This window comes from Segatella copri, from assembly GCF_019127135.1.
In the GTDB taxonomy this organism is placed as follows: domain Bacteria; phylum Bacteroidota; class Bacteroidia; order Bacteroidales; family Bacteroidaceae; genus Prevotella.
Map to the genome: position 1 here is coordinate 1 of NZ_JAHOEA010000030.1, position 22,334 is coordinate 22,334.

Genomic DNA, 22,334 nt, shown 5'->3' on the forward strand with positions numbered 1-22,334 from the left:
CCCAGGGCGATGCCCTGGGCTAGGAGCTTTTGGGCCTTCAGCCCGTTCTTGAACCACATGCGAAAGTTCAGCAAATAATTGATAAACCGAATACCGTTCTGTTTCGGAAATCTTTGTTTTCCTGGTTTACTGAACGACCGTAGGGAGTGATATCTTCTTTAACTTCCCTTTAACTTCTTTAACCGCTTAAACTTCTTTAACCCTTTTAACTTCTGAACTTACCTGAAACTTGAATAATCTAATATACGAAACTTCAAGTTTTCTGCGTTAATATTTGTTTAAAAATCAGTCCTTTTTCGGTATCGTTAACTTCTTTTATCTGATAATTGTTTAACACAACATAAGACGGGATAACCTACCCCACTCGCTTTTCAAAGATTTCAGCGGTAAGAAAAGAGAAAAAATGGGACCCTAAAAAAATGGCACCTCTTTCGGAACCAAAAATAAACGCTTAAAATATGTAAAAACGGGCAAAACCCTTAAAATATGTTTATAAAAAGCGAAAAACACCCTTCACCACCCTTCACCCGTAACTATTTGACACATAAAACGTTAAATAAAAAGGTGAAGGGTGAAGGTTTGAAAACTCTTTTTTATATATACGCGCGGCAAGGGAAAAAATCCGTTTTTTCATTTTTCTGATTTTCTGTTTTTTCCAAAAATCCTAAAAAAAGAATATAATATAGAGATTTTAAATATACCCTTCACCCTTCACCCTTCACCTCGTCACCACAACACATATCCATCATCGTATTCCCAACATTTGTTTTCCTGGTTTATTCTTCGGAGATATTCTGCTATCTTTCGGAGATATTTTCATATTCTTCGGAGATATTCTGCTATCTTTCGGAGATATTTTCGTATTCTTCGGAGATATTCTGCTATCTATCGGAGTAATTTTCGTGTTATTGATTTCAGAAATAGTTATCATTTGACAAGTGGAAGAGCCAATTCGTTACCGCCCACACCAAGCCAACCTCGTGACCATCAGAGCGAAAAACAACGGATTAACTTTATTTAACGGCAAGAATCAACTGATTATGAAAAAATTACATTAAATTTGCAGCGTCTAAGAGCTCCACTTGTAAGTGTACGCAAGATGATGATAGTCAAACTACCAAAACGATAGTCAAACTACCAAAAAAACAACGAGCTGGAGGACAAGAATATAAGTAAGTGATATTAAAGAAACTGAAAGTACAATTTAAACTTAAATAGATATGAAAGTATTCAATTCTACTCTTGCTGCCATCGGTTTGGCGGCATTCGTATTCGCATCATGTAGCGACAGTAACAGTGATCCTGCAGATGGTTCACCAGCAATCAATCCTGCAGAGATTACCAACATTACACTTAAATCACAGACTGTAGACAACAGCCGTGTAATCAATTACAAAAACTCAACAGCCAAGGCTAGAAAGTTTTTCCTGAGCACAAGAGCTGAGGACGGAGTTACATTCCCTACTCTCAAGAAAGCTCCTGTAGAGGAAAACGCAAAGCAGCTTAACAATCCTGCCGACCTCGAAGTTGTAGGCAAGAGTTACCAGATTAGCGGTCAAAAGAGTCTGAACTTCGCAGGAAAGACTATTAACGGCGCAACAATCTTTGTACATAGCGGTTCTACTTTCGAATACGACAACACTACCAAGATAACCAACAGTGTCATCGTATTGAATGGTAGTGCAACTTTGAAATATACCGGTACTGGAGAAATGGTACCTGCAACCAACACTGTATTCTGCACAGATGTAAGAAACAATGTTGTTGCTTCTGGCGAAATCAACATCAACGGTGAATTCTACGCTAACTTCAAAGGTACCTCTGCTTCAACAGGTAAAGATTTGATGACAGGTCTTGGAGCTATCAAAGAAACATCTGCAGAAGATAAGAATAAGCACATTACTCCTACCCAGAAGATTATTTTCGGTGAGAAGGCAGTAGCTTACATTAATGGTTCTATCCGTGCTACAGAGTTGAACATAAATAAGGGTGCAATTGTATACACCACAGAAAATGTATTCGATTCTAAAGGATTTAACTTGAATGGAAGTTTGAAGGTTGATGGTTTTGTACGAGTAGGTGACTTCACTACCTTGACAAAAGACAATCGAGCAACTGCTGCTGACATGACTGTAAATGGCTACCTTGAGACAGGCGCAAACTCTGCCGTAAAGGTAACAGGTACTCTCAATGCTAATGCGGATTCTAAGATTGTTGCTAATTACATCAATGTAACAAACAATCCGAAGAACGGAAAGAACCAGGCTACAGATGATAAGGGCAATACCATTCCTGGCGATGCTACGCTTAAATTGAATGGTAATTGCAAAATCAAATTGACCAACAAGAGCGTAATGAACGTCAACAACCTGGTTACAGACAACACTCAGGGTCAGGTTGAGTTGGCTGATGACAGTTCTATTGCTGTAATCAAGGCTGACAAGTTCGTTAACAATGGTGAAGATAGAATCCTTTCTTTCTCTACCTCAGGTACCAACGCTTGTTTCCTGTTCCAGTTCACAACCAACTATAAGGGTGAAACCAAGTTGTCTTCATTCGATGACCTGACTCTTCAGGCTACATACATCGACTACGATAAGACAGACCAGAACCAGAAGGTTGAATACAAAGACGACAACCACGTAAGCTTCGGTTACAAGTGGACGGGAGACGCTTCTAAGCTGGTTGCAACTCAGAAACTTGACTTGATTGCTTCTGCAGAAGATCCTAAGGACGGTGAGTCTGCAACATGTATCCAGCCTGCAAATAACAAGTTGTATGTTTCATATCATACTAACGGAAACAATAAGGTTGGTGGTAGTATCGAGGTTGCAAGCATGACAGAAGGCAGCAAGACTTTGACTATCGAACAGAGTAAGAAGGCAGCTGATATCGACTATAACCACCTGATTATTGAAGGCGACAAGCTCTTCCTCGCAGGTAGCCAGCAGGGCAATGGTAAAGATGTAGAAGGTGGTCATTCTGTAGGTGCTTTCATGGGTGAAGTTGCTATTACAGCTTCAGGCATTAGCGACAACCTGATTCTCCATTCTGTTGATAAGAAGAGCGACAAGGTAGACGCAAACTGCGTTGCAGCATATGGTACAGACCATGTATTGGCAACAACCCAGGGATTCTACGTAATCGATAAGGATGATAATGCTGACCTCTACCTGTCAGGCACAGTAGCCAAGCATGTTATCAGTGAAGGCAACAAGATTTATGCATTGACAGAAACAGGCAGTTTGAACGTATACAATAGTTCTGATATGACTAATCCTGAAACAACTTACACAGTTGGCGCAGTAGCACCTAAGGGTAACAAGGCGGTAATAGCTATTGACGAACCTAATGGTGATATCTACGTCTGCAAAGGTAAGAATGGTGTTGCTAAGATTTCAGGTAATACTGTAACAGATTTCTTTACTTGCCCAACTATCTCTTCTGGAGATAAGCAAGGTCAGACTGAAGGTAATGCTAATGGTGTAGCTGTAGATGGTAAGTATGTATACATTGCATGTGGTAGCTATGGTGTTGTTGTTCTTGACAAGACAACAGGCAAGGAAGTTTGCCACCGCAAGGCATCTAACGGCAAGTCAGCTAACTACGTAGCAGTAGCCGATGGTAACATCTATGTTGCTTACGGTCAGAGCCGTATCCAGGTTTACAAGCTCACAAAGACGAACTAAGTTATAAATAAAATCTCTCTTGTTCTCCCTCACTCTATCGTGAGGGAGAACAAACCTTATAAAAGCTAAATTAACTAGCTATTAAACAATTATAAGGTATGCGTAAAAAGTGACTAAAGTATTAACGAATAATATAGAATAACATGAAAGCTATAAATATAAAGCTTGCTACTTTTAGTTTCGCAGCTATGCTCCTCGCTTCTTGTAATGATAGCAATAATAATGAAGTAACTAATCCTTCACCATTAGTTAACACTAAGATTGTCGGTAGCGAAGTAGCATCTAGCACAGATGCTCAAGAATTGGCCAGTAGAGTTTTCAACTATAAAAATTCTGTTTCTACAACCAAAACAAGAGCATTTGACACAAATACAATAAAGGATATCCTTGAAATGCCTAAAGCTCCAACAAAAGCAGAGATTGAAGCAGACGCTAAAGATATCACAGCTAAAACAAGTGATGATTTAAGTAATGGAAAATGGTATCTTCCTGAGAACAAGTCCTTCGAAATAGCTGGTAATTTGAATTTGAACAACACTACAATATATGTAGAAAAAGGAGCTCACCTTACTTGGTCTAACGGTCCATATACACAAACCGCTAAAGTAGTTGTATTGGAAGGTGGAGAATTCGACACGAGTCTTGATAACATTAACCAAATGACAGAAATTGTCTGCTATGGTTCATTCAAATTCAAAGGCTCAACCTTGTTAGTCAATAAACCTTTATACATAAAAGGAGATTTTGATTTAACAGGAAAGACATTTAATGTACAGGGAAAATGTTATATTGGTGGAAACTTAACTACTACAAATTTCAGCTGTAACTATCCTTACTTAAACGTTAAAGGCAACATGACTGTTAAGGAAAATGATTATCTTAGCATTCCTGGTGGCGTAATCAATGTAGACAAGACAATAAACATTGGAGGAAGCATCAATATAAACAATAGTGCTGTAGTAAATAGCGGTTGTGCTATCAAGAATGATGGCGGAGAATTAAATATTAACTCTGGCAGTACACTTTACTTAAAATACATAAAGTGCAACAAGATTATAGAAAGTTCTGGAGCCAATATCAGACTTGCCAACCAAAGCTATATTGAATGTGATGTTTTCGAAAACAACAATTGTGATAATTATGACTGGAAAAATACTCAAACTAATGTAAGTACATTAGAGGGTGGTGATACAGAAGCAAATCCTGCAGTTGCTGTTATCAAAGCAAAAAAGTTTGCATTCAGCAATGGTACAGCAATAGACAACACGACTGAAAACAAAAAGTATAATTGCTTTATGTTTAGAACACCTGGTGATTATGCAAAAATTGTCCTTGATGGTAAGTTCTACAAAAAGGATGATTTAACAACTGAGATTGAACCATACTTCCCAGGCGCACGTATTTATTGGGCAACAGACAAGGACAACACATCGGATGTGACCATTAATGCAACAGAATGTAATGGTGGCAAGGGCTGGACTCCAACGAATCCTGACCCAGAACCGAAAAAGCCAATCGTTCCTATCAGCGTAATAGAGCCAGACCACACACACAACATATCAGCTACATGTGTACAGCCATATAGCGATAAGATGTATATGTCTTACCACACACGTGGAAAGGATCTCGGTTCTTGTGTTGAAGTATTCCAACCGGTAGATGCGAATCGTCAAGTAAAACTTTTGCAGTATGTTTACGACAAGGATGGCTACTTGGACTGGAATCACTTGATGGTATATCACAAGGGTGATAAAAAGCAAGTATATGTAGTGGGCAATCATTACAAAAAAGCTGGTACACTCGGATTTATCGACATTGCCAAAGGTGGATTACTCAACACAGATTCCAAGACAATCGTTACAGAAGACGGTTCAGAAAAGACCATTCAGCCTTTCCAGATTCTCCCGCTGAACGCAAAAGAGAAAGCTACGGATGAAAACTGTATTGTTTATGATGACAAAAGGAACAGATTCATCGTTATGACAACTAAGGGATACGTTACTTACGACCCTGAAACTTTCAACGAACTAGAAAAGGTTAATAAGGTTGGCAAAGCAAAGCATGTTGCCATTGGTGATGGTAAGATTGTCACATTAGTATTTACAGAAAAAGCCCAATATAATGAGACTGACAATCCTGAAGAAGCTTCAAAAGAAGCCATCAATGCTCAGTTGGAAGTTAGAGACCAATCTGCAGAAATGGAATCTGAGCCAAAGTTGACTATCAAGACTCCAGCAGTATTGCCTCACTATGGCAAGAATGCTATAGCGGTTAAAAAGAGCAAGATATACGTTTGCCTTGGTGCAGCAGGACTTTACTGCTACGATATGAATACAGGAGAAAATCTGGGTCACTATCAAATGCCAAGCCCTATTATTACAAATAGCAAAGATGGCAAAAACGGCAATTACAAAGCCTACGCCAACGGATGCTTCGTTGGAGATGACGGCAAAGTATATATCGCTTATGGCTCATATGGCGTGGTAGTTTTGAAGGCTGGTACATTGGAAGCTGGTAATCCAGAGGTTCTTGCACATGTTTGCGAAGGTAAGTCTGCTAACTACATCACTGTCTACAAGGACTATATCTACGTAGCTTATGGCCAGAAACGATTGCAGGTATACCAGCTTAAAGCTGAATAAAGATAACAAATGTATTATATAAAGATAAAAGACATAATACATTTAAGATACAAAGAACACTAAAGGAATACAGCTGCAAAAGTTTGCAGCTGCATTCTTTGTGTTTAAACAAAAAATAGAATGAAGCGAAAAATAATACTATACTCAACTACTGTTCTGCTCCTTCTCATGGCAGCACAAAGCGCTATGGCTCAGACGAAAGGCAAAAAGCCGAAAAGTTTCAGCCCTAAGATGCTCGTATATGAGAACCTGAAGAACAATAATGTACTGAGACACTTCAAACAGCGCTTCGCACAACTCGACACTCTCATCAAAAACCCTATATGGGTAAAAGCACCAGTCATAGAACTGGGACTCAATAAACAGCATCACGCTGATATCAATAAGACCGACTCTCTGTTCTGGTCGAAAACTGCACATGAGCACTTAGCGCTCAACAGACACAACGGTCTGGAAGTGACCGGACAGGTTTATGCCCGACCTGACTCGTACTTCGATTCTGATGAAGACGACGCAAAAGAGGTATCAAAATATAAGATGAAGGTTCAAGCCGAACTGGGATGGAACATCATCAACTCGAAGTTCTACCAAGGCAAGGAGAAAAGAACCAAGATTGCTCTTGCCAATGAACTCGACCGCTTGCAAATAAAAAAGCGCCAAACTGCAGACATCTATGAAAAGGCAGCAGATGAGCTGACCGAACAATATAATTTCTATATCGGTACTGTCATAGCACACAGACTGGACAACCTCGACATCATGAACGAAGCGTACCAGTTTATGCTGGAAAAAGACCGAATCAGCAACGACAAGATGCTGAAAGTGATGAACGATAAGCTGGAGGCTGAATACGACATCTCCGTGCTCTGTACAGACAGAGATATCACCAACAAGCCTATCTACCGCATCAAACCAACCAAAATTGTGGTAGATACAACAGCCCTCTGGAACCATCTGAACCAGGAAAGTCTGGATGCACGAATCATGATGGTGAAAGAACAGATTGCTGACAACGACAGCAAGCTGACCAACTACTTAAGCACTACCCGACTCACACCATTCGCAAGATGGTCGAGTTACTGGCAGAGCAACAACAAGATTTCGAACAATGCCGACGTGGGCGTGAGATTCACCATTCCTATCTGGAACGAAACGCCACGCAAACGACAGGCACTGGAGACCCAGAAGGAAATCATACGCAGCAGCCGTGGTACCGATGTAAAGGAAATAAAACAGTCGGTAGGCATCCTGCTCAAGAAGATAGACAACCTGAACAAGGCTATAGCCACCGAGGCTTTCCATATAGACCAGACCGGCAAATATATCGAAATGCGGCGGTTTGCTTACATGAACCAGAAGCAGGGATACAACTATCTGATGCGTATGGACGAATATACGGGACTTCTGGAAAGTATGGAGCGAATGTATAAACTGATGCAGAACCGCGCCCTCGCTATCATCAATATAGAGAAAGCCGTGAGCATCTATGACAACAACAACATCTTCAAAGAAATAGAACTTTGAATGTAAGGAAACTAGAATATGAATGAATTCCAATATAATGGCACGCCACAAGAACAGGCGATGGCAGACTTGCTGAAGACGCAGAGTCACCGCCTAGCCAGACAGCAGATCATCTTTGCCCTGATCTTCCTGCTGGTTATCGTGCTTGCCGCCTACTATATTGTCACTCGTATGATATGGGCTACCTTCGACGGTTATATAACCCTCGATGAAAACCATATCAGTGCCGTTGATGACATCTATATCCTTAAGGTGAACAAAGAAATGGGTGAAGTGGTGCATAAGGGAGATACGCTCTACTCTTATGTACTGCTAGGTAACATTGTGAACCAATACGACCCGAACATCCTGCCTTCTGCCGTAAAGGAGACTCACGACATGGAGGTACAGGCTAAACTCGCACAGCAGGAGATTCCTGTATTGCGCACCCGCCTTGCCGAACTGAGGAAACAGAAAGCCTCTGAAAGTTCGGACATCTACTACGGTCTTACCGACAACACCAAGCGAAATGCACTGGATGCTGAGATTGCCGAGGTAGAAGAGGAATTGAGAAAGCAGGCTAACAAGGTGGAAATCTATGCACAGGCAAAGAACACCACCTATAACTTCATGAGCCGCAGAGGAGCCGGCAGAGCAAATGCTTCCATGCCTTACTCCAGCACCAGCATCTACAACCCGGGACTTATACACTACTGCTGTGCACCAGCTGATGCTTACATCTCAAAAATCAATGTGAGCGACAAGACACTGGTGTTCAAAAGCGAGGAGGTGATGGTTATCCAGCACACCGACTATGCTGACTGTCATCTGGGCGTAATCGCATACGTACCCAACGACATGGTGAAGTATATGGAAAGCCCTGACGATGCAGACATCATCATCAACAAAGACCTGGAACTGCAGGCTAAGTTGCAGATGGTAGGTCTGAGAGTAGAAGAAATACCAAAGCATCTGCAGAGCAACTTCTCGCATGATGCCAACGCAGTGGTTGCCGTCTTCACCCTGAACCCGAACCAGAGAGTTCCGGCATGGGTAATGAGCAACAGACTGCCGGTAAGAATAAGAGTGAACAAGATTAGTGCCATGCTCGATCCGAAGCCGCTGCCGATGTACACCGTCCCAGTGGGCAAGAACGAAAACGTGAAGCGAAGCAACCTGATTTCGAGCGACACCAATAATCATCAAGAACAAAAGAAATAAAGAATGATTGGACTTAGAAGAAACAAACGTGGAGACATGGTGCTCACCATCGATAGCTTTATAGATATCGACTCGACACCGGATATCCAGCCCGACTACTTCGATTGTATATACATCAATACGAAGAGTGAGCGCGCGTTCCATGCCATACTGTATGGAGCCAGTCCAATCTTATCGTGGAAATGTAGCTACAAACCGATATTCGTCAATACGGCAGTATCAGGAAAGGAACAGATCATCGACTATATCATCGATGCCTATGTGAGCGACATGAACAATGAAAAGGTATATGAGATTATAGACAAAATCAAGCAGGCAAGACAGAAGTATGGCGTGAAAAACGAAACAGCACGCCCTACACAACCCAACCAGCTCTTTGCCAACATCCTGAAATACCTGCTCTCAAGAGACCAGCGAATCATAGGACACCGACTGCTGGAGAAATCATCTTTGGGATATATCAACCCAATCTTCGAGCACTACCACAGTATGGGTCTCTTCCATCTCAACGAGATGTTCATGTTCATCGACACTATGGTGGAGTTCGGATCACTGCGCATTCACCGCTTCCTGCTCAAGGAGCACCTATGCCCTAAGTGTAACCACTCTCACCTGCTCTATACAGAGTGCTGTCCGAAGTGCGGAAGTTCGAACCTGAAGATTCAGAACATCATCCACCACTTCAGCTGCGCCAACGTATCGCCGGAAAGCAGCTATAATGTGGGCGGTATGCTCATCTGTCCGAAGTGCCACAAGAAACTGCGCCACATCGGTGTTGACTATGACAGACCAGCCGTGGTATATACCTGCAAAGACTGCGAGAATTCGTTTACCTCGCCTATCACCAAGTCAACCTGCTGCTACTGCCAGAGCACCTTTCCGGTAAATGCCCTGGTGCCACGAGACGTAGAGGACTACGAGATAACGGAAGAAGGAATCAGAACGCTGACCAGCGGCAACATCATGTTCAACAACATGGTGAACATCTATGATAACTTCATGGAATATTATCTGCTGATGAACCGACTGCGCCGCCAGCTGATGGAAACCTACCGCAAGGATGAACTCTCGGTCATGGTAGGCAAGATATGGATTATAGATGAAAACAAGGATACCGTAAAGATAAAGGAAAGCATACAGGGCAAGCTCTGTAGAATCTTCTCCAATCACAAGGTGTCTTACAACAACAATATCTTCTACGTATCCTCTACCCTCTATGAGCAGGGAGAAACGGTGGAAGAAGCCCAGCAGAAACTGAGCAAGGAGATGTCGGTAGCCATCAGAAAGCTGGCCAACTCGATAGAACCGGACGAGATTATCTGCAGCATGCTGGAAACCAAGACGAAGACCATCGCCAACAACTATGACGAGTTCTTCAACAAACTGCAATATGTGGATATGACTCCAGACGACTACTGCCGCTACTCAGAGGAACCTCTGATGCAGGAAGAAGAGAAAGAGGTGCGGCCGCAGGAAGAGCTGCTCGATACGGAGCCGAAGGAAGATGAAAACGACAAGATACAGAAGCGCATCGTGCTCTACAAGAAACTCGTTGCCATCCTTGTCACCATCGCAGGTATACTCATAATCATGGCCCTCCTGGCACTCACCGTGCTGAGATAAGCCATCAAGAAGAAAGGGAAAAGCGTATGTTTAGCATAGCAGAACATCTGAACGATTTCTTCGACTGGATCAGCACGCTATCGTTTACCAGTATCGTGAATACCTACTGGTTCCTCTTCTTCATCGAGATGCCAAGATATTATATCCTGGAATATCTCGTAATCGGAAACCGACTGATGAAGAGAAACCGGTTAGAAAAAGAGAAAGAATATGCCAAATACTTCCTGTACCGCGAGAATCCGCTTATCAGCATCCTCGTACCGGGAAAAAACGAAGGCAAACATATATTCAAAATGGTGAACTCGCTGGCTGAGCAAACCTACCGCAACTACGAAATCATCGTGGTAGACGATGGTAGCGACGACGACACCAAACTGATTTGCAACGACCTCTACCGAGCCGGGTATATCACCCACTACCTGAGGTTGGATACAAGAGGCGGTAAAGCTGCCGCCAGCAACTATGGAGCCCAGATGGCAAGAGGCAAATACATCGTATGTCTGGATGCCGACTCTTCGCTCGACCGTGATGCGCTGGAGAAAATCCTACTCCCCTTCTACATCGATGGAATGGTGAAGGGTGTAGGCGGATGCGTGAAGGTACGCAACTACAAGGAGACCATCTGCTCATCGCTGCAGGCTTTCGAATACCTGAAGCGAATACAGGTGGGACGTATCGTAACCAGCGAACTGGGTATCTACCACATCATTTCGGGAGCATTCGGAGCCTTCGAAAGAAAGACACTGAAGGAAGTGGGCTATTGGGACATAGGACCGGGACTGGACGGTGACCTGACACAGAAGATCCGCAAAGCCGGATATAAAGTGAAATTTGCCGAAGATGCCATCTGTATGACCAATGTTCCTACCAAATGGTACAAGCTGTATCATCAGCGCATCAGATGGTCGCGCTCGCTCGTGAGATTCCGTCTCCGCAAGCATGCCGACATTCTGCTGCCTACCAAGAATTGGAGTATCCTTAACTGGATATCCAACATGGAGAGTGTGGTTTTCGACTGCTTCCTCAATTTCCTGTGGTTGTGGTACATCATCAAGCTCGCCATCACGTTTAACACACACATCATCGAGGTGCTGGCGCTGGGCTACTTTATCAGAGTATGCTTCTCGCAGCTTGCCTTCATCCTGGTGCTGATGGTTTCAGAAAGAAAGAGAGACGTATGGTTCCTCTACAGATATCTGCCACTGATGTCGCCTTATACAGGTTATTTCCTGCGTATCGCCCGTCTGTCGGCTCATCTGCAAGAGCTCTTCTTCCGCCGTTCTTACAAGGACGCATGGAACCCTGAGAAGACTTCGCGCTATGCTCAGCTCGAAGGAATCTAAAAGACCCGGGTTACTTGCTGTAACGCAAACACAGCAGGGAGCTCCCAATAAAAGAAATAACATTATAAAACATAAACAATATAGTATATGATAAACAAGTCTTTTGAGTTTAAGATTGGAGTAATAGGTTTGGGGTATGTAGGTACTCCACTAGCATGCTTATTCTCAAAGAAATACGATACATGGGGATATGACATCAAAGCAGAAAAGGTAGCCAAGTTAGCCAAAAGTACAATGACAGACAACAAAATTGTATGCAAGGCATTGGAACAGGGACTGAAACTGACCAACAACATTGATGACCTGAAGAAGTGTAACGTGTATATCATCGCTGTACCAACACCGGTGAACAAATCGAACAAACCAGACATCAGCTGCGTGCGCAATGCAACTGCTGAGGTTGGCAAGATTCTGAAAGAAGGTGATATCGTGGTATACGAAAGTACCGTTTACCCAGGTCTGACAGAAGAGGTTTGTGCCCCATTACTGGCATCTACATCAGGATTGAAATTGAACCAGAGTTTCTTTGTAGGCTTCTCGCCAGAACGCATCAACCCAGGCGATACGGTTCATACCATCGAGAACATCGTGAAGGTTACCAGCGGTTCTACACCCGAAGCAGCAGCTATCATCGACAGCCTCTATGCTTCAGTACTTACTCATGGCACCTACAAGGCAAAGAGCATCAAAATAGCAGAGGCATGCAAACTGATGGAGAACTGCCAGAGAGACATACAGATAGCCTTCTTCAACGAGATGGAAAAGATTTTCGACAAGATGAACATCAACATCGAAGACGTAACGGCGGCAGCTAGCACAAAATGGAACTTCGTGCCAGCTACTCCAGGACTCGTTGGAGGCCACTGCATCGCAGTAGACCCATACTATCTGATCAACAAGGCACAGGAGGTAGACGTAGTACCATCGCTGCTCTCTACTGCCCGCGAAGTTAACGAGCAGATGGCGGTATGGATGGCAGGAAAGATAAAGAATGCATCTGAAAGCAGAAAGTTCAAGGCTCCAGAAACCAACGTGCTGATTCTCGGCTTCTCGTTCAAGCCTGACAGCGATGACTTGAGAAATACAAAAGTAGCCGATCTCTACATCAACCTGGTAGGTGCGGGATACAAGACTACACTCTACGATCCGCTGGTAGATACAGAAGAAGTGAAGAAAGAATATAACATCAAGGTGACAAATGATCCTAAAGTTCTAGAAAAAGAGTATCAGATTGTAGTCATCGGTACCCATCACAAGGTGTTTGACAACATCGATATGAACAAGATTATCACAGATAAAGGATTTATGTGCGACATCTACGGCATTCACAAGCCAAGAAGCTAGATCTTCAAGATCAGAAAGAACCTATATAATAAACCAGTGAAAGATGGAAAAGAACAAAGTGCTAATCGTCGATGATATTCCAGAAAACATTGAAACGATTTCTGAAATGATAAAGGACTTTGACATCGACGTGAAAACTGCCAATGGCGGAAAAGAAGCCATTGAACTGATTGACTCATTCAAGCCGGACGTGATACTGCTCGACTTGATGATGCCACATGTAAATGGGTGGGACGTAATAGACCATGTACGCTCTAAATACTCGAAAAGCGAAATGGTCATCATCGTGGTTTCCCTGTTAAACAACAAGGATAATGTGGATGAATGCTACGAGCTTGGAGTAAACGACTACATCACAAAGCCTATCATCAAAGCCCGTCTCACCAGTTCGCTAGACGCTCATCTAAGCAGTCTTGCAAGAGGCTAAAGTGCCTCTTGCAAGATTGCTTCTGCATGAGCTATACGATTACTAGTAGGAGGATTTATGCCTTCCAGCGGGTAGGCAATACCTAGTTTCTCATACTTGTAGATACCCATCGTATGATAGGGTAAGACATCTATTTGCTCAATGTTTGAGAGTGTAGAAAGAAAATCGCGCAACTGATTGAGGTATTCATCCTTGTCGGTAATACCTGGAATCAGGACATGACGAATCCATACTGGTTTGTGTATCTCGCTTAAATAACGTGCACAATCCAGTATGTTTACATTAGAATGGCGGGTGAGTTTACGATGCTCCTCATCGTTGATATGCTTGATATCAAGAAGAACAGTATCGGTGACGGCCATCAGACACTCGAATTTATCGAAGAAAGCCCCCTCTTTTCGGAAGGGTTGCGCTGATGTATCAAGACAGGTATTGATGCCACGCTGATGGGCTTTCTCGAAAAGTTCGATGAGAAAGTCTATTTGCATCAGGGCTTCTCCGCCGCTTACGGTGATGCCACCCTTATCTCCCCAATAACTCTTGAATCTCTCTGCCTTATCCAGCAGGTCATCGGCACTCCACTCTTCTCCTACCCCCATCTTCCAGGAATCCGGGTTGTGGCAGAACTGGCAGCGCATGGGACAACCTTGCAGAAAGATCAAAAATCTGATGCCTGGTCCATCTACAGAACCAAAGCTCTCTATGCTGTGAACAAATCCCTTCATGCGCCAACTTTCTTTTCTTGGTAATTATCCCAAAGAATAAAAGCAAGCCCAGGAACGACTATAAGAGCAGTGACGACACCCAAAAAATCAACTAAATCCATAATTATTTCTTTTTATTTTTAGACTTTATTATAAAATACATTCCTAATGCAACTATCAAGACCATAAAGAAAACGCCCCAAGCATACAACCTAGTTCTATCTATATTATCTTGCATAATTCCTGCAAAAATGACACCACCAAGAATGAGCTTGACAACATCAAAACAGAATTTGTAACCCTCTTCATAAAGGGCTTTCTTTTGTTCATTATTTAGTTTCATACCGCAAAGATAGCACTTTTTTCAATACCAAGTTTAAATTTGCAGTTAAATAAGCTAAAATTGCCCGCTAAATATCCTCGGAAAGAAAATCTAGCGGGCAATCTATATGTTACAAAGAGACAAGAGAATTCTTCACTCTTCCCTCTTCATTCTTCACTTCCTTAGAGTCTCTCGTGAGCCTGACGAGCGATTACGTCGAGCTGCTGCTCGCGTGTCAAGTCGATGAACTTAACTGCGTAACCACTTACACGGATGGTGAAGTTCTGGTACTCTTCCTTCTCTGGGTGCTCCATAGCATCCTTGAGCTTGTCGATACCGAATACGTTCACGTTCAGGTGGTGAGAACCCTGGTTGAAGTAACCATCCAATACACCTACCAATGTCTGGGCACGCTCCTCGTCGTTGTGGCCGAGAGCACCTGGACTGATGGTCTGAGTATTAGAGATACCATCGAGAGCATACTCGTATGGCAACTTAGCTACTGAGTTCAATGAAGCCAAAAGACCGTTCTTCTCTGCACCGTAAGATGGGTTAGCACCTGGAGCCAAAGGAGCACCGGCTGGACGACCATCAGGCATGTTGCTGGTGTACTTACCGTATACTACATTTGATGTGATAGTCAGGATAGATGTAGTAGGCTCAGAATTGCGGTATGTATGATGCTTCTTGATCATGTTCATGAAGGTCTTGAGCAACCATACTGCAATTTCATCAGCACGCTCATCATCGTTACCGTAACGTGGGAAGTCGCCCTCGGTCTTGAAGCTGAGAGGGAAACCGGTCTCATCACGGACGATGTTTACCTTGGCATACTTGATAGCTGAGATAGAGTCAACTACGTGGCTGAAACCTGCGATACCTGTAGCGAAAGTACGACGAACATCAGTATCGATGAGCGCCAACTCTGCCGCCTCGTAGAAGTACTTATCGTGCATGTAGTGGATGAGGTTCAATGTCTTCACATAAACGCCAGCCAACCAGTCCATCATATCCATGAAACGTGGCATGAACTCCTCGTATGTCAATACATCACCCTCAACGGCGCGATACTTAGGACCGCACTGCTCGCGTGTCTTTGAGTCAACACCGCCAGAAACAGCGTAGGTCAAGCACTTAGCCAAGTTGGCACGTGCACCGAAGAACTGCATCTCCTTACCTGTCTGTGTAGCTGATACACAGCAGCAGATGCTATAGTCGTCACCCCAAACTGGGCGCATTACATCGTCGTTCTCATACTGGATAGAGCTTGTCTTTACAGAAATCAGAGAAGCGTAGTGCTTGAATGCCTTTGGCAAGCGAGAGCTATAGAGTACGGTCAAGTTTGGCTCTGGTGAAGGACCCATGTTCTCCAATGTGTGGAGGAAACGGAAATCGTTCTTGGTAACCATTGAGCGGCCATCCTGACCCATACCACCTACCTCGAGAGTAGCCCAAACTGGGTCACCGGTAAAGAGCTCGTTGTAAGAAGGAATACGGGCGAACTTAACCATACGGAACTTCATGACCAAGTGGTCGATAAGTTCCTGAGCCTCATCCTCGGTAAGAGTACCCTCGTTCAAGTCGCGCTGGATATAGATGTCGAGGAATGTAGAGATACGACCTACAGACATCGCAGCACCATTCTGAGTCTTCACAGCTCCGAGGTAACCGAAGTACAACCACTGAACAGCCTCGCGAGCGTTCTTAGCTGGCTGAGAGATGTCGTAACCATACAACTGAGCCATCTCCTTCAAGCCCTTGAGCGCCTTGATCTGCATAGAAACCTCTTCACGAAGACGGATTACTTCGTCAATCATCTCACGATCGCCCATGTTAGCGAGGTCGTTCTTCTTCTCCTCGATGAGGAAGTCGATACCATAGAGAGCCACACGACGGTAGTCACCTACGATACGTCCACGACCGTAAGTATCAGGAAGACCGGTAAGAATGTGGTTATGGCGAACGGATTTCATCTCTGGAGTATAAGCATCGAATACGCCATCATTATGAGTTTTGCAATACTTGTGGAAGATTTCGTGAAGCTTCTCAGATGGCTGATAGCCGTATGTAGTACAAGCCTGCTCCGCCATCTTGATACCACCGTATGGCATGAAGGCACGCTTCAGAGGCTTATCAGTCTGAAGACCTACCACTTTCTCCAAATCCTTGGTACCCTCACCGATATAAGCAGCACCATAAGCTGTCAATCCTGAAACAATTTCTGTTTCCATATCAAGCACACCACCCTTGGCGCGCTCCTCCTTCTGGAGTTCTTTCAACATACCCCAAAGGGTGTTAGTTGCCTGAGTTGGTTCTGCAAGGAACGACTCATCGCCGTCGTAGCTAGTGTAGTTGTTCTGAATGAAATCACGAAGATTCACTTCACTCTGCCACATGTTTCCTTTGAAACCTCTCCATTCTGTTTTCATCATTTTAATACCTTTTTTTTATAAAGTTAATAATTATATATTTTGCACACACTATCTATTTTGAGTTGGTTTTACACCTATTATATATAGTAAAATAAAAAAGCCCGAACACGTTTGTGCCCGGGTTTTTAAGCACCTTTATTTGAAGGTGCGTATATCATGATGTTATCGTTCTTTCCGACAGCATCTGTTTTTCCTATATTTCCTAAGTTAATTCCCACTATTAATTTCATGTCTTTTAAATTCATTATTTGTAATTGGCTTGCAACAGTTTTGCAATGCGGATGCAAAGTTACAACAATAAAATGAGAAAAGAGAAGAAAAACCTAAAATTTCTTCTCTTTTCTATGCAAAATCATCATTTATGAGTATCATTCTACTGATTCTCAAAGAAATGATTGAAATTTTCGAGACATAATCCGAAGCACTTCTCATGAACCTGACGTGTCATGGTAACAGGGTTCTCAGCATTCAGAATTGTACCGCTCATAGCTACACCGATGCCCAATTCTGCAAGCGGATCTATATCGTCTGGAGTCAAGCCTCCGATAGCTACCATTGGCAGAGAGATTTTATGCTCCCTCATCTGCTCAACAATCTGGTGATAACCCTCTATGCCCAACACCGGAGAGAGTTTCTCCTTGGTAGTGGTATAGCGGAACGGACCGCAACCGATATAATCAGCCCCCTGTTCATGTAAACGGCGAATATCATCAAAAGTATTGGCTGTGCCTCCGATAATGAATTCATCACTCAGGAACTTACGGGCCTCATCAACCGGCATATCGTTCTTGCCAAGATGTACACCATCTATCTGTAACTTCTTCACCAGTTCTACGCGGTCGTCGAGAATAAAGGTTGCACCGGCACCCTCACAAGCCAACTTCAACTTACGGGCAATAGGCTCTACCTCTTCATCGGTAGCACCCTTCATACGAAGCTGAACCCAACTACATCCCCCGATAAGTGCCAGATAGGCACCTTCGAGATAAGAGAAGCGCTCGTTCTGATGCGTGATAAACTGAAAGCTCGTCTGAAAATGAGCTAATGCTAAAGACTTGTTCATACGTTCTAAAATCTAAAATCCGCTTGCAAAGGTACTACATTCACACGACAAAATCCTACAATTTACCTTTTTTAAACTTCGTCATTTGGAAATGGGGAAAGTCTTCCTTTTTTTTATTTTGTTTTTTTATACTTTCTTATTTTAATATATGAATACTTTTCTGTACCTTTGCACCATAAAACTATTTATTTTATGTTAACAGATATTGAAATAGCTAAATCAGTAAAATTGCGCCCTATCAATGAAGTGGCAGCAGAACTTGGAATTCACGAAGACCAAGTGGAAAACTACGGCCGTTACATCGCTAAGATTACTACGGACAGAATTGACAGAAACAAGTTTAAGAACCATCATCTCATCCTCGTTACCGCTATCAGTCCTACCAAGGCTGGTAATGGCAAGACCACCGTATCCGTGGGTCTCGCCCTGGGTATGCAGAAGATTGGCAAGAAGGCTGTCGTTGCCTTGCGTGAACCATCTCTCGGACCTTGCTTCGGCATGAAGGGTGGTGCTGCAGGTGGCGGTTACGCCCAGGTTTTGCCTATGGATAAGATTAATCTCCATTTCACTGGCGATTTCCATGCCATTACAGAGGCCAACAACATGATTGCTGCCCTCCTGGACAACTATCGTTTCCAGCACGAGGCAGAGGGTTTCAAGTTGAAGAAGATTCTCTGGCGCCGTGTGATGGACGTAAACGACCGTGGTCTCCGCCGCATCATCACCGGTATCGGCGATAAGAACGGCATCGAGACAGAGTCAGGCTTCGATATCACTCCTGCTTCTGAAATCATGGCTATCATGTGTTTTGCAACAAGCATCGATGATCTTCGTCGCCGTATAGATAACATCCTCCTGGGCATCACCGAGGATGACAAGCCATTTACCGTAAAGGATATGGGTGTAGGTGGCAGTATCGTTGCTCTCCTTCTCGATGCTTTGAAGCCAAATTTGGTTCAGACAACAGAGGGTACACCGGCATTTGTTCATTGCGGTCCTTTTGCCAACATTGCTCATGGCTGCAATTCCGTCATGGCTACTGCTGCTGCTCTTGAGTATGGCGACTATGCCATTACAGAGGCAGGATTCGGTGCAGATCTCGGTGCAGAGAAATTCTACAATATCAAGTGCCGCAAGACTGGTTTGCAACCAGACCTTACTGTTCTCGTCGTTACTCTCCAGGCTTTGAAGATGCATGGTGGCGTAGCTCTGGAGAACATCAAGGAGCCTAACGTAGCTGGTATGGAAGCCGGTTACTGGAACCTCGACAAGCATGTGAAGAATCTCCAGAGCTTTGGTCAAACTGTAGTCATCGCTTTCAATAAGTTTGCTACTGATACCGATGAGGAAATCGATGTATTGCGCAAGCATTGCGAAGAGATGGGTTGCGGATTCGCAGTCAACAGTGCCTTTGCCGAAGGTGGCAAGGGTGCGATGGAATTGGCAGAGCTCGTTGTGAAGACCATCGATGAGCATCCATCTGCTCCTCTCTACTTCACCTACGATGACGATGAGCCAGTGGAGAAGAAAATCGAGGATGTTGCCTTCAACCTCTATGGTGCAGGCAGCGTAACATTGAGCGATTCTGCCAAGGCGATGATTGAAGAAATCAAGAAGTTGGGTGCCGAAAAGTTCCCTATCTGTATTGCCAAGACTCAGTACAGTTTCTCTACTGATGCCAAGGCATACGGTCCTACAGAAGGCTTCGAGCTTCACGTTCGCGACATCACAGTGAATATGGGTGCCGAGATGATTGTAGTCATCGCTGGTCCTATCATGCGTATGCCAGGTTTGCCAAAGAGCCCACAGGCTGAGCGCATTGATGTAGTAAACGGTGAGATTACAGGTCTTTCATAAGCACTACAAATTTCACAGATTCATATAAAAAAAGCCCAGGGCGTGATGTCCTGGGCTTTTTCATTTATCTCATACTGAATTCACAACCACAATATAACTGATTATAGAATTCATTGATTCTCAAGAGTTCACCTCGGCGATTCTGCAAACCACCCTTCCGCCAATTCATATCCCACCATTCTACATCAGGATAAGCCTCAACGGCAAGATGGCCGGCAGTATCAATCTGCTTGATATTCTTCCAGCGCGAAGATGCCAACGTGGTGGTGAGAAGGTGAAATCCATGCTCCTGCGCATACTTGGCTGCATGAGAGAGGCGGAACAGAAAGCAGACAGAACAACGGCTGCCACGTTCGGGTTCATCCTCTAAGCCCTTGATAACAGAAAGCCACTCCTGATGATCATACTCATCCTCTACATAGGGTACATTCTGGGCTTCCAGAAATCGTTTCAGTTCATGTTTACGCACATCATACTCCTGCTGAGGATAGATATTACTGTTACTGAAATATACTGTAGGCTTCATGCCATTACGAAGCATACATTCTACAATGGCCGACGAACAAGGTGCACAACAGGCGTGCAACAAGACAGCCTGACCTTCAGCCTTGCTTCCATCCGGGAGAGTAAGTTTTACGTATTTATATTGTTCTTCTACAGGAATCTTCATTATTATCAATATTAAATGTAAAATTTAAAATGTGAACAGCTACTTCTGTTACGAAGTATTTTCGCCTTGCTTCAAAAAAACAAATGGAGTACAATCTCACGACACCCCCCATTTGCCCAAATATATGCGAAAACTAGTGCAAAGTTACAACATTAATTCGAACCACCAAATTTTTAACTCATTATTTTCTTCACAATGGTTCAAACAGCTAATATTTAACTATGTTTTAACACTTTAGCACCAGTTATGTCATCTACTTGCCTCATAAATCACGCTTTAACGTGACAACGGTCAGTTCGGGCCATGCGCCTAGGCGGAAAGGAAAAGACCCACCAATACCCGATGATACATAGAGCATCTGCTCACCAATGCGGTAAGCTCCACCCCACTCTTTGAAAGCCAGACGGGCAGGCGTCCATTTACCTATTTTCAATTGTCCGGCATGCGTATGTCCCGCCAGCGTAAGTTGTATCTTCTTACCAACTACTTCTCTGCGCCAATGATGAGGATCATGACTCAAGAGGATTTTAAACATATCTGGATCCACCCCCTTCATCGCTTTCTTCAGATTACTGCGATTGGTGAAAGGAGGCTGACCGGGATTCTCTACGCCTATTACAGCAATAGATGCCATACCATGACTCACCACATGATGTTCGTTCATCAGCTGATGCCACCCCAAACTTTCCTGATAACCATATAGCATACGTCGGTTTCTCTTCAAAGCGCCTATAGAATGATTGTTGCCATATTCACAATAATCATGATTGCCCCAGATAGAATAGATACCATCTTGGGCATGAAGCTGCCCCAACGTCTTCAGATAAGGCTCCACTTCGCTGGCTTGGTTATTGACCAGATCGCCCGTGAAGAGAATCATATCGGGTTCTTCATTGTTGGCCGCATCCACCACCTTCTGCACGAAATCATTGCCGGGAGGAAACGAGCCGAGATGAAAGTCGGTAATCTGCACCAGCCGGTAACCATCAAAATAAGGTGGCAAGTCGGGCGAGGTAAAGGTAATATGTTTCAGTTCCAACCGCTTCCAACCCTCTATAAAGCCGAAGGCAAACCAACCCATTACACCCAAAGCAGGAATCAGAGCAAAGAACCAAGGAAGAAATGCATCGAACAGGATGAAGACAACCTTAGGGAATGCCGAGAAAAGTATCGTGGTAAAGAGTACACGGACTGACAACTTATGGAAGAACCCCATCTGCAACCCCACTTCGGCAAGAACAAGTAACAACGAGGGAACCCACCATAAGATGGCTAGCAGCAAAGGCCACTCACTCACCCCAATGTGCCAAAGCCAGAAGTCGGGCAGGAATGCCAGAACCGACATGACTACTATATAGAATATGGATCTTAATACCTTCTTTATTATCTTCTTCATTGTTTTTCTTTATAAACTGGGTACAAAGGTACGATAATTCAGAGACAATACAAAATAAATTTAAATATATTTTCAATGTTTTGTTTTTTGAGAAGATT

General features: G+C 43.6%; 15 protein-coding genes. 9 read left to right on the forward strand and 6 right to left on the reverse strand.

Annotated features, from left to right (window positions below; all coding sequences use genetic code 11):
- Positions 1 to 1,220 precede the first annotated feature (1,220 nt).
- The 8 genes from KSW37_RS09085 (at position 1,221) to KSW37_RS09120 (ending at position 13,792) form a co-directional block, all read left to right on the forward strand.
- Positions 1,221 to 3,689, forward strand: a complete 2,469-nt coding sequence (locus tag KSW37_RS09085) for a hypothetical protein (protein WP_217314386.1) — start codon at positions 1,221 to 1,223, stop codon at positions 3,687 to 3,689.
- Between the two features lie 143 nt (positions 3,690 to 3,832).
- The gene (locus KSW37_RS09090) at positions 3,833 to 6,331 is read left to right on the forward strand and encodes a hypothetical protein (protein WP_217314385.1); all 2,499 of its coding nucleotides are present in this window, start codon (positions 3,833 to 3,835) and stop codon (positions 6,329 to 6,331) included.
- A 120-nt stretch (positions 6,332 to 6,451) separates the two neighbouring features.
- On the forward strand, positions 6,452 to 7,855 hold the full coding sequence (locus KSW37_RS09095) for a hypothetical protein (protein WP_217743443.1): 1,404 nt from the start codon (positions 6,452 to 6,454) through the stop codon (positions 7,853 to 7,855).
- Between the two features lie 18 nt (positions 7,856 to 7,873).
- Positions 7,874 to 9,055 carry a multidrug transporter gene (locus KSW37_RS09100; RefSeq protein ID WP_217314384.1) on the forward strand — a complete coding sequence of 394 codons (1,182 nt, stop codon included), beginning with the start codon at positions 7,874 to 7,876 and terminating at the stop codon, positions 9,053 to 9,055.
- A 3-nt stretch (positions 9,056 to 9,058) separates the two neighbouring features.
- Positions 9,059 to 10,678, forward strand: a complete 1,620-nt coding sequence (locus KSW37_RS09105; protein WP_217314383.1) for a hypothetical protein — start codon at positions 9,059 to 9,061, stop codon at positions 10,676 to 10,678.
- A gap of 26 nt (positions 10,679 to 10,704) precedes the next feature.
- Positions 10,705 to 12,021 carry a glycosyltransferase family 2 protein gene (locus KSW37_RS09110; RefSeq protein WP_217314382.1) on the forward strand — a complete coding sequence of 439 codons (1,317 nt, stop codon included), beginning with the start codon at positions 10,705 to 10,707 and terminating at the stop codon, positions 12,019 to 12,021.
- Between the two features lie 87 nt (positions 12,022 to 12,108).
- Positions 12,109 to 13,365 carry a nucleotide sugar dehydrogenase gene (locus KSW37_RS09115; protein ID WP_217314381.1) on the forward strand — a complete coding sequence of 419 codons (1,257 nt, stop codon included), beginning with the start codon at positions 12,109 to 12,111 and terminating at the stop codon, positions 13,363 to 13,365.
- Between the two features lie 43 nt (positions 13,366 to 13,408).
- Positions 13,409 to 13,792 (forward strand): response regulator, encoded by a 384-nt coding sequence (locus KSW37_RS09120; RefSeq protein ID WP_217314380.1) that lies wholly within the window; start codon positions 13,409 to 13,411, stop codon positions 13,790 to 13,792.
- Here KSW37_RS09120 and pflA read toward each other — a convergent pair.
- The 4 genes from pflA to KSW37_RS09140 form a co-directional block, all read right to left on the reverse strand.
- The gene (gene pflA / locus KSW37_RS09125) at positions 13,789 to 14,517 is read right to left on the reverse strand and encodes a pyruvate formate-lyase-activating protein (protein WP_217314379.1); all 729 of its coding nucleotides are present in this window, start codon (positions 14,515 to 14,517) and stop codon (positions 13,789 to 13,791) included. The two genes, KSW37_RS09120 and pflA, sit on opposite strands and share 4 nt — an antisense overlap.
- A gap of 103 nt (positions 14,518 to 14,620) precedes the next feature.
- On the reverse strand, positions 14,621 to 14,839 hold the full coding sequence (locus KSW37_RS09130) for a DUF6722 family protein (protein ID WP_118062908.1): 219 nt from the start codon (positions 14,837 to 14,839) through the stop codon (positions 14,621 to 14,623).
- 161 nt (positions 14,840 to 15,000) lie between these two features.
- Positions 15,001 to 17,247, reverse strand: a complete 2,247-nt coding sequence (gene pflB, locus KSW37_RS09135) for a formate C-acetyltransferase (RefSeq protein ID WP_217314387.1) — start codon at positions 17,245 to 17,247, stop codon at positions 15,001 to 15,003.
- A 376-nt stretch (positions 17,248 to 17,623) separates the two neighbouring features.
- Positions 17,624 to 18,313, reverse strand: coding sequence for a thiamine phosphate synthase (locus KSW37_RS09140; RefSeq protein ID WP_217314378.1), 690 nt, complete (start codon positions 18,311 to 18,313; stop codon positions 17,624 to 17,626).
- Between the two features lie 192 nt (positions 18,314 to 18,505).
- On the opposite strand from KSW37_RS09140, the gene KSW37_RS09145 reads away from it, so the two are divergent.
- Positions 18,506 to 20,170, forward strand: coding sequence for a formate--tetrahydrofolate ligase (locus tag KSW37_RS09145; protein ID WP_217314377.1), 1,665 nt, complete (start codon positions 18,506 to 18,508; stop codon positions 20,168 to 20,170).
- 64 nt (positions 20,171 to 20,234) lie between these two features.
- Here KSW37_RS09145 and KSW37_RS09150 read toward each other — a convergent pair whose 3' ends face one another.
- Positions 20,235 to 20,840, reverse strand: coding sequence for an epoxyqueuosine reductase QueH (locus KSW37_RS09150; RefSeq protein ID WP_217314376.1), 606 nt, complete (start codon positions 20,838 to 20,840; stop codon positions 20,235 to 20,237).
- A 262-nt stretch (positions 20,841 to 21,102) separates the two neighbouring features.
- Positions 21,103 to 22,236 carry a metallophosphoesterase gene (locus tag KSW37_RS09155; RefSeq protein ID WP_217314375.1) on the reverse strand — a complete coding sequence of 378 codons (1,134 nt, stop codon included), beginning with the start codon at positions 22,234 to 22,236 and terminating at the stop codon, positions 21,103 to 21,105.
- Positions 22,237 to 22,334 lie beyond the last annotated feature (98 nt).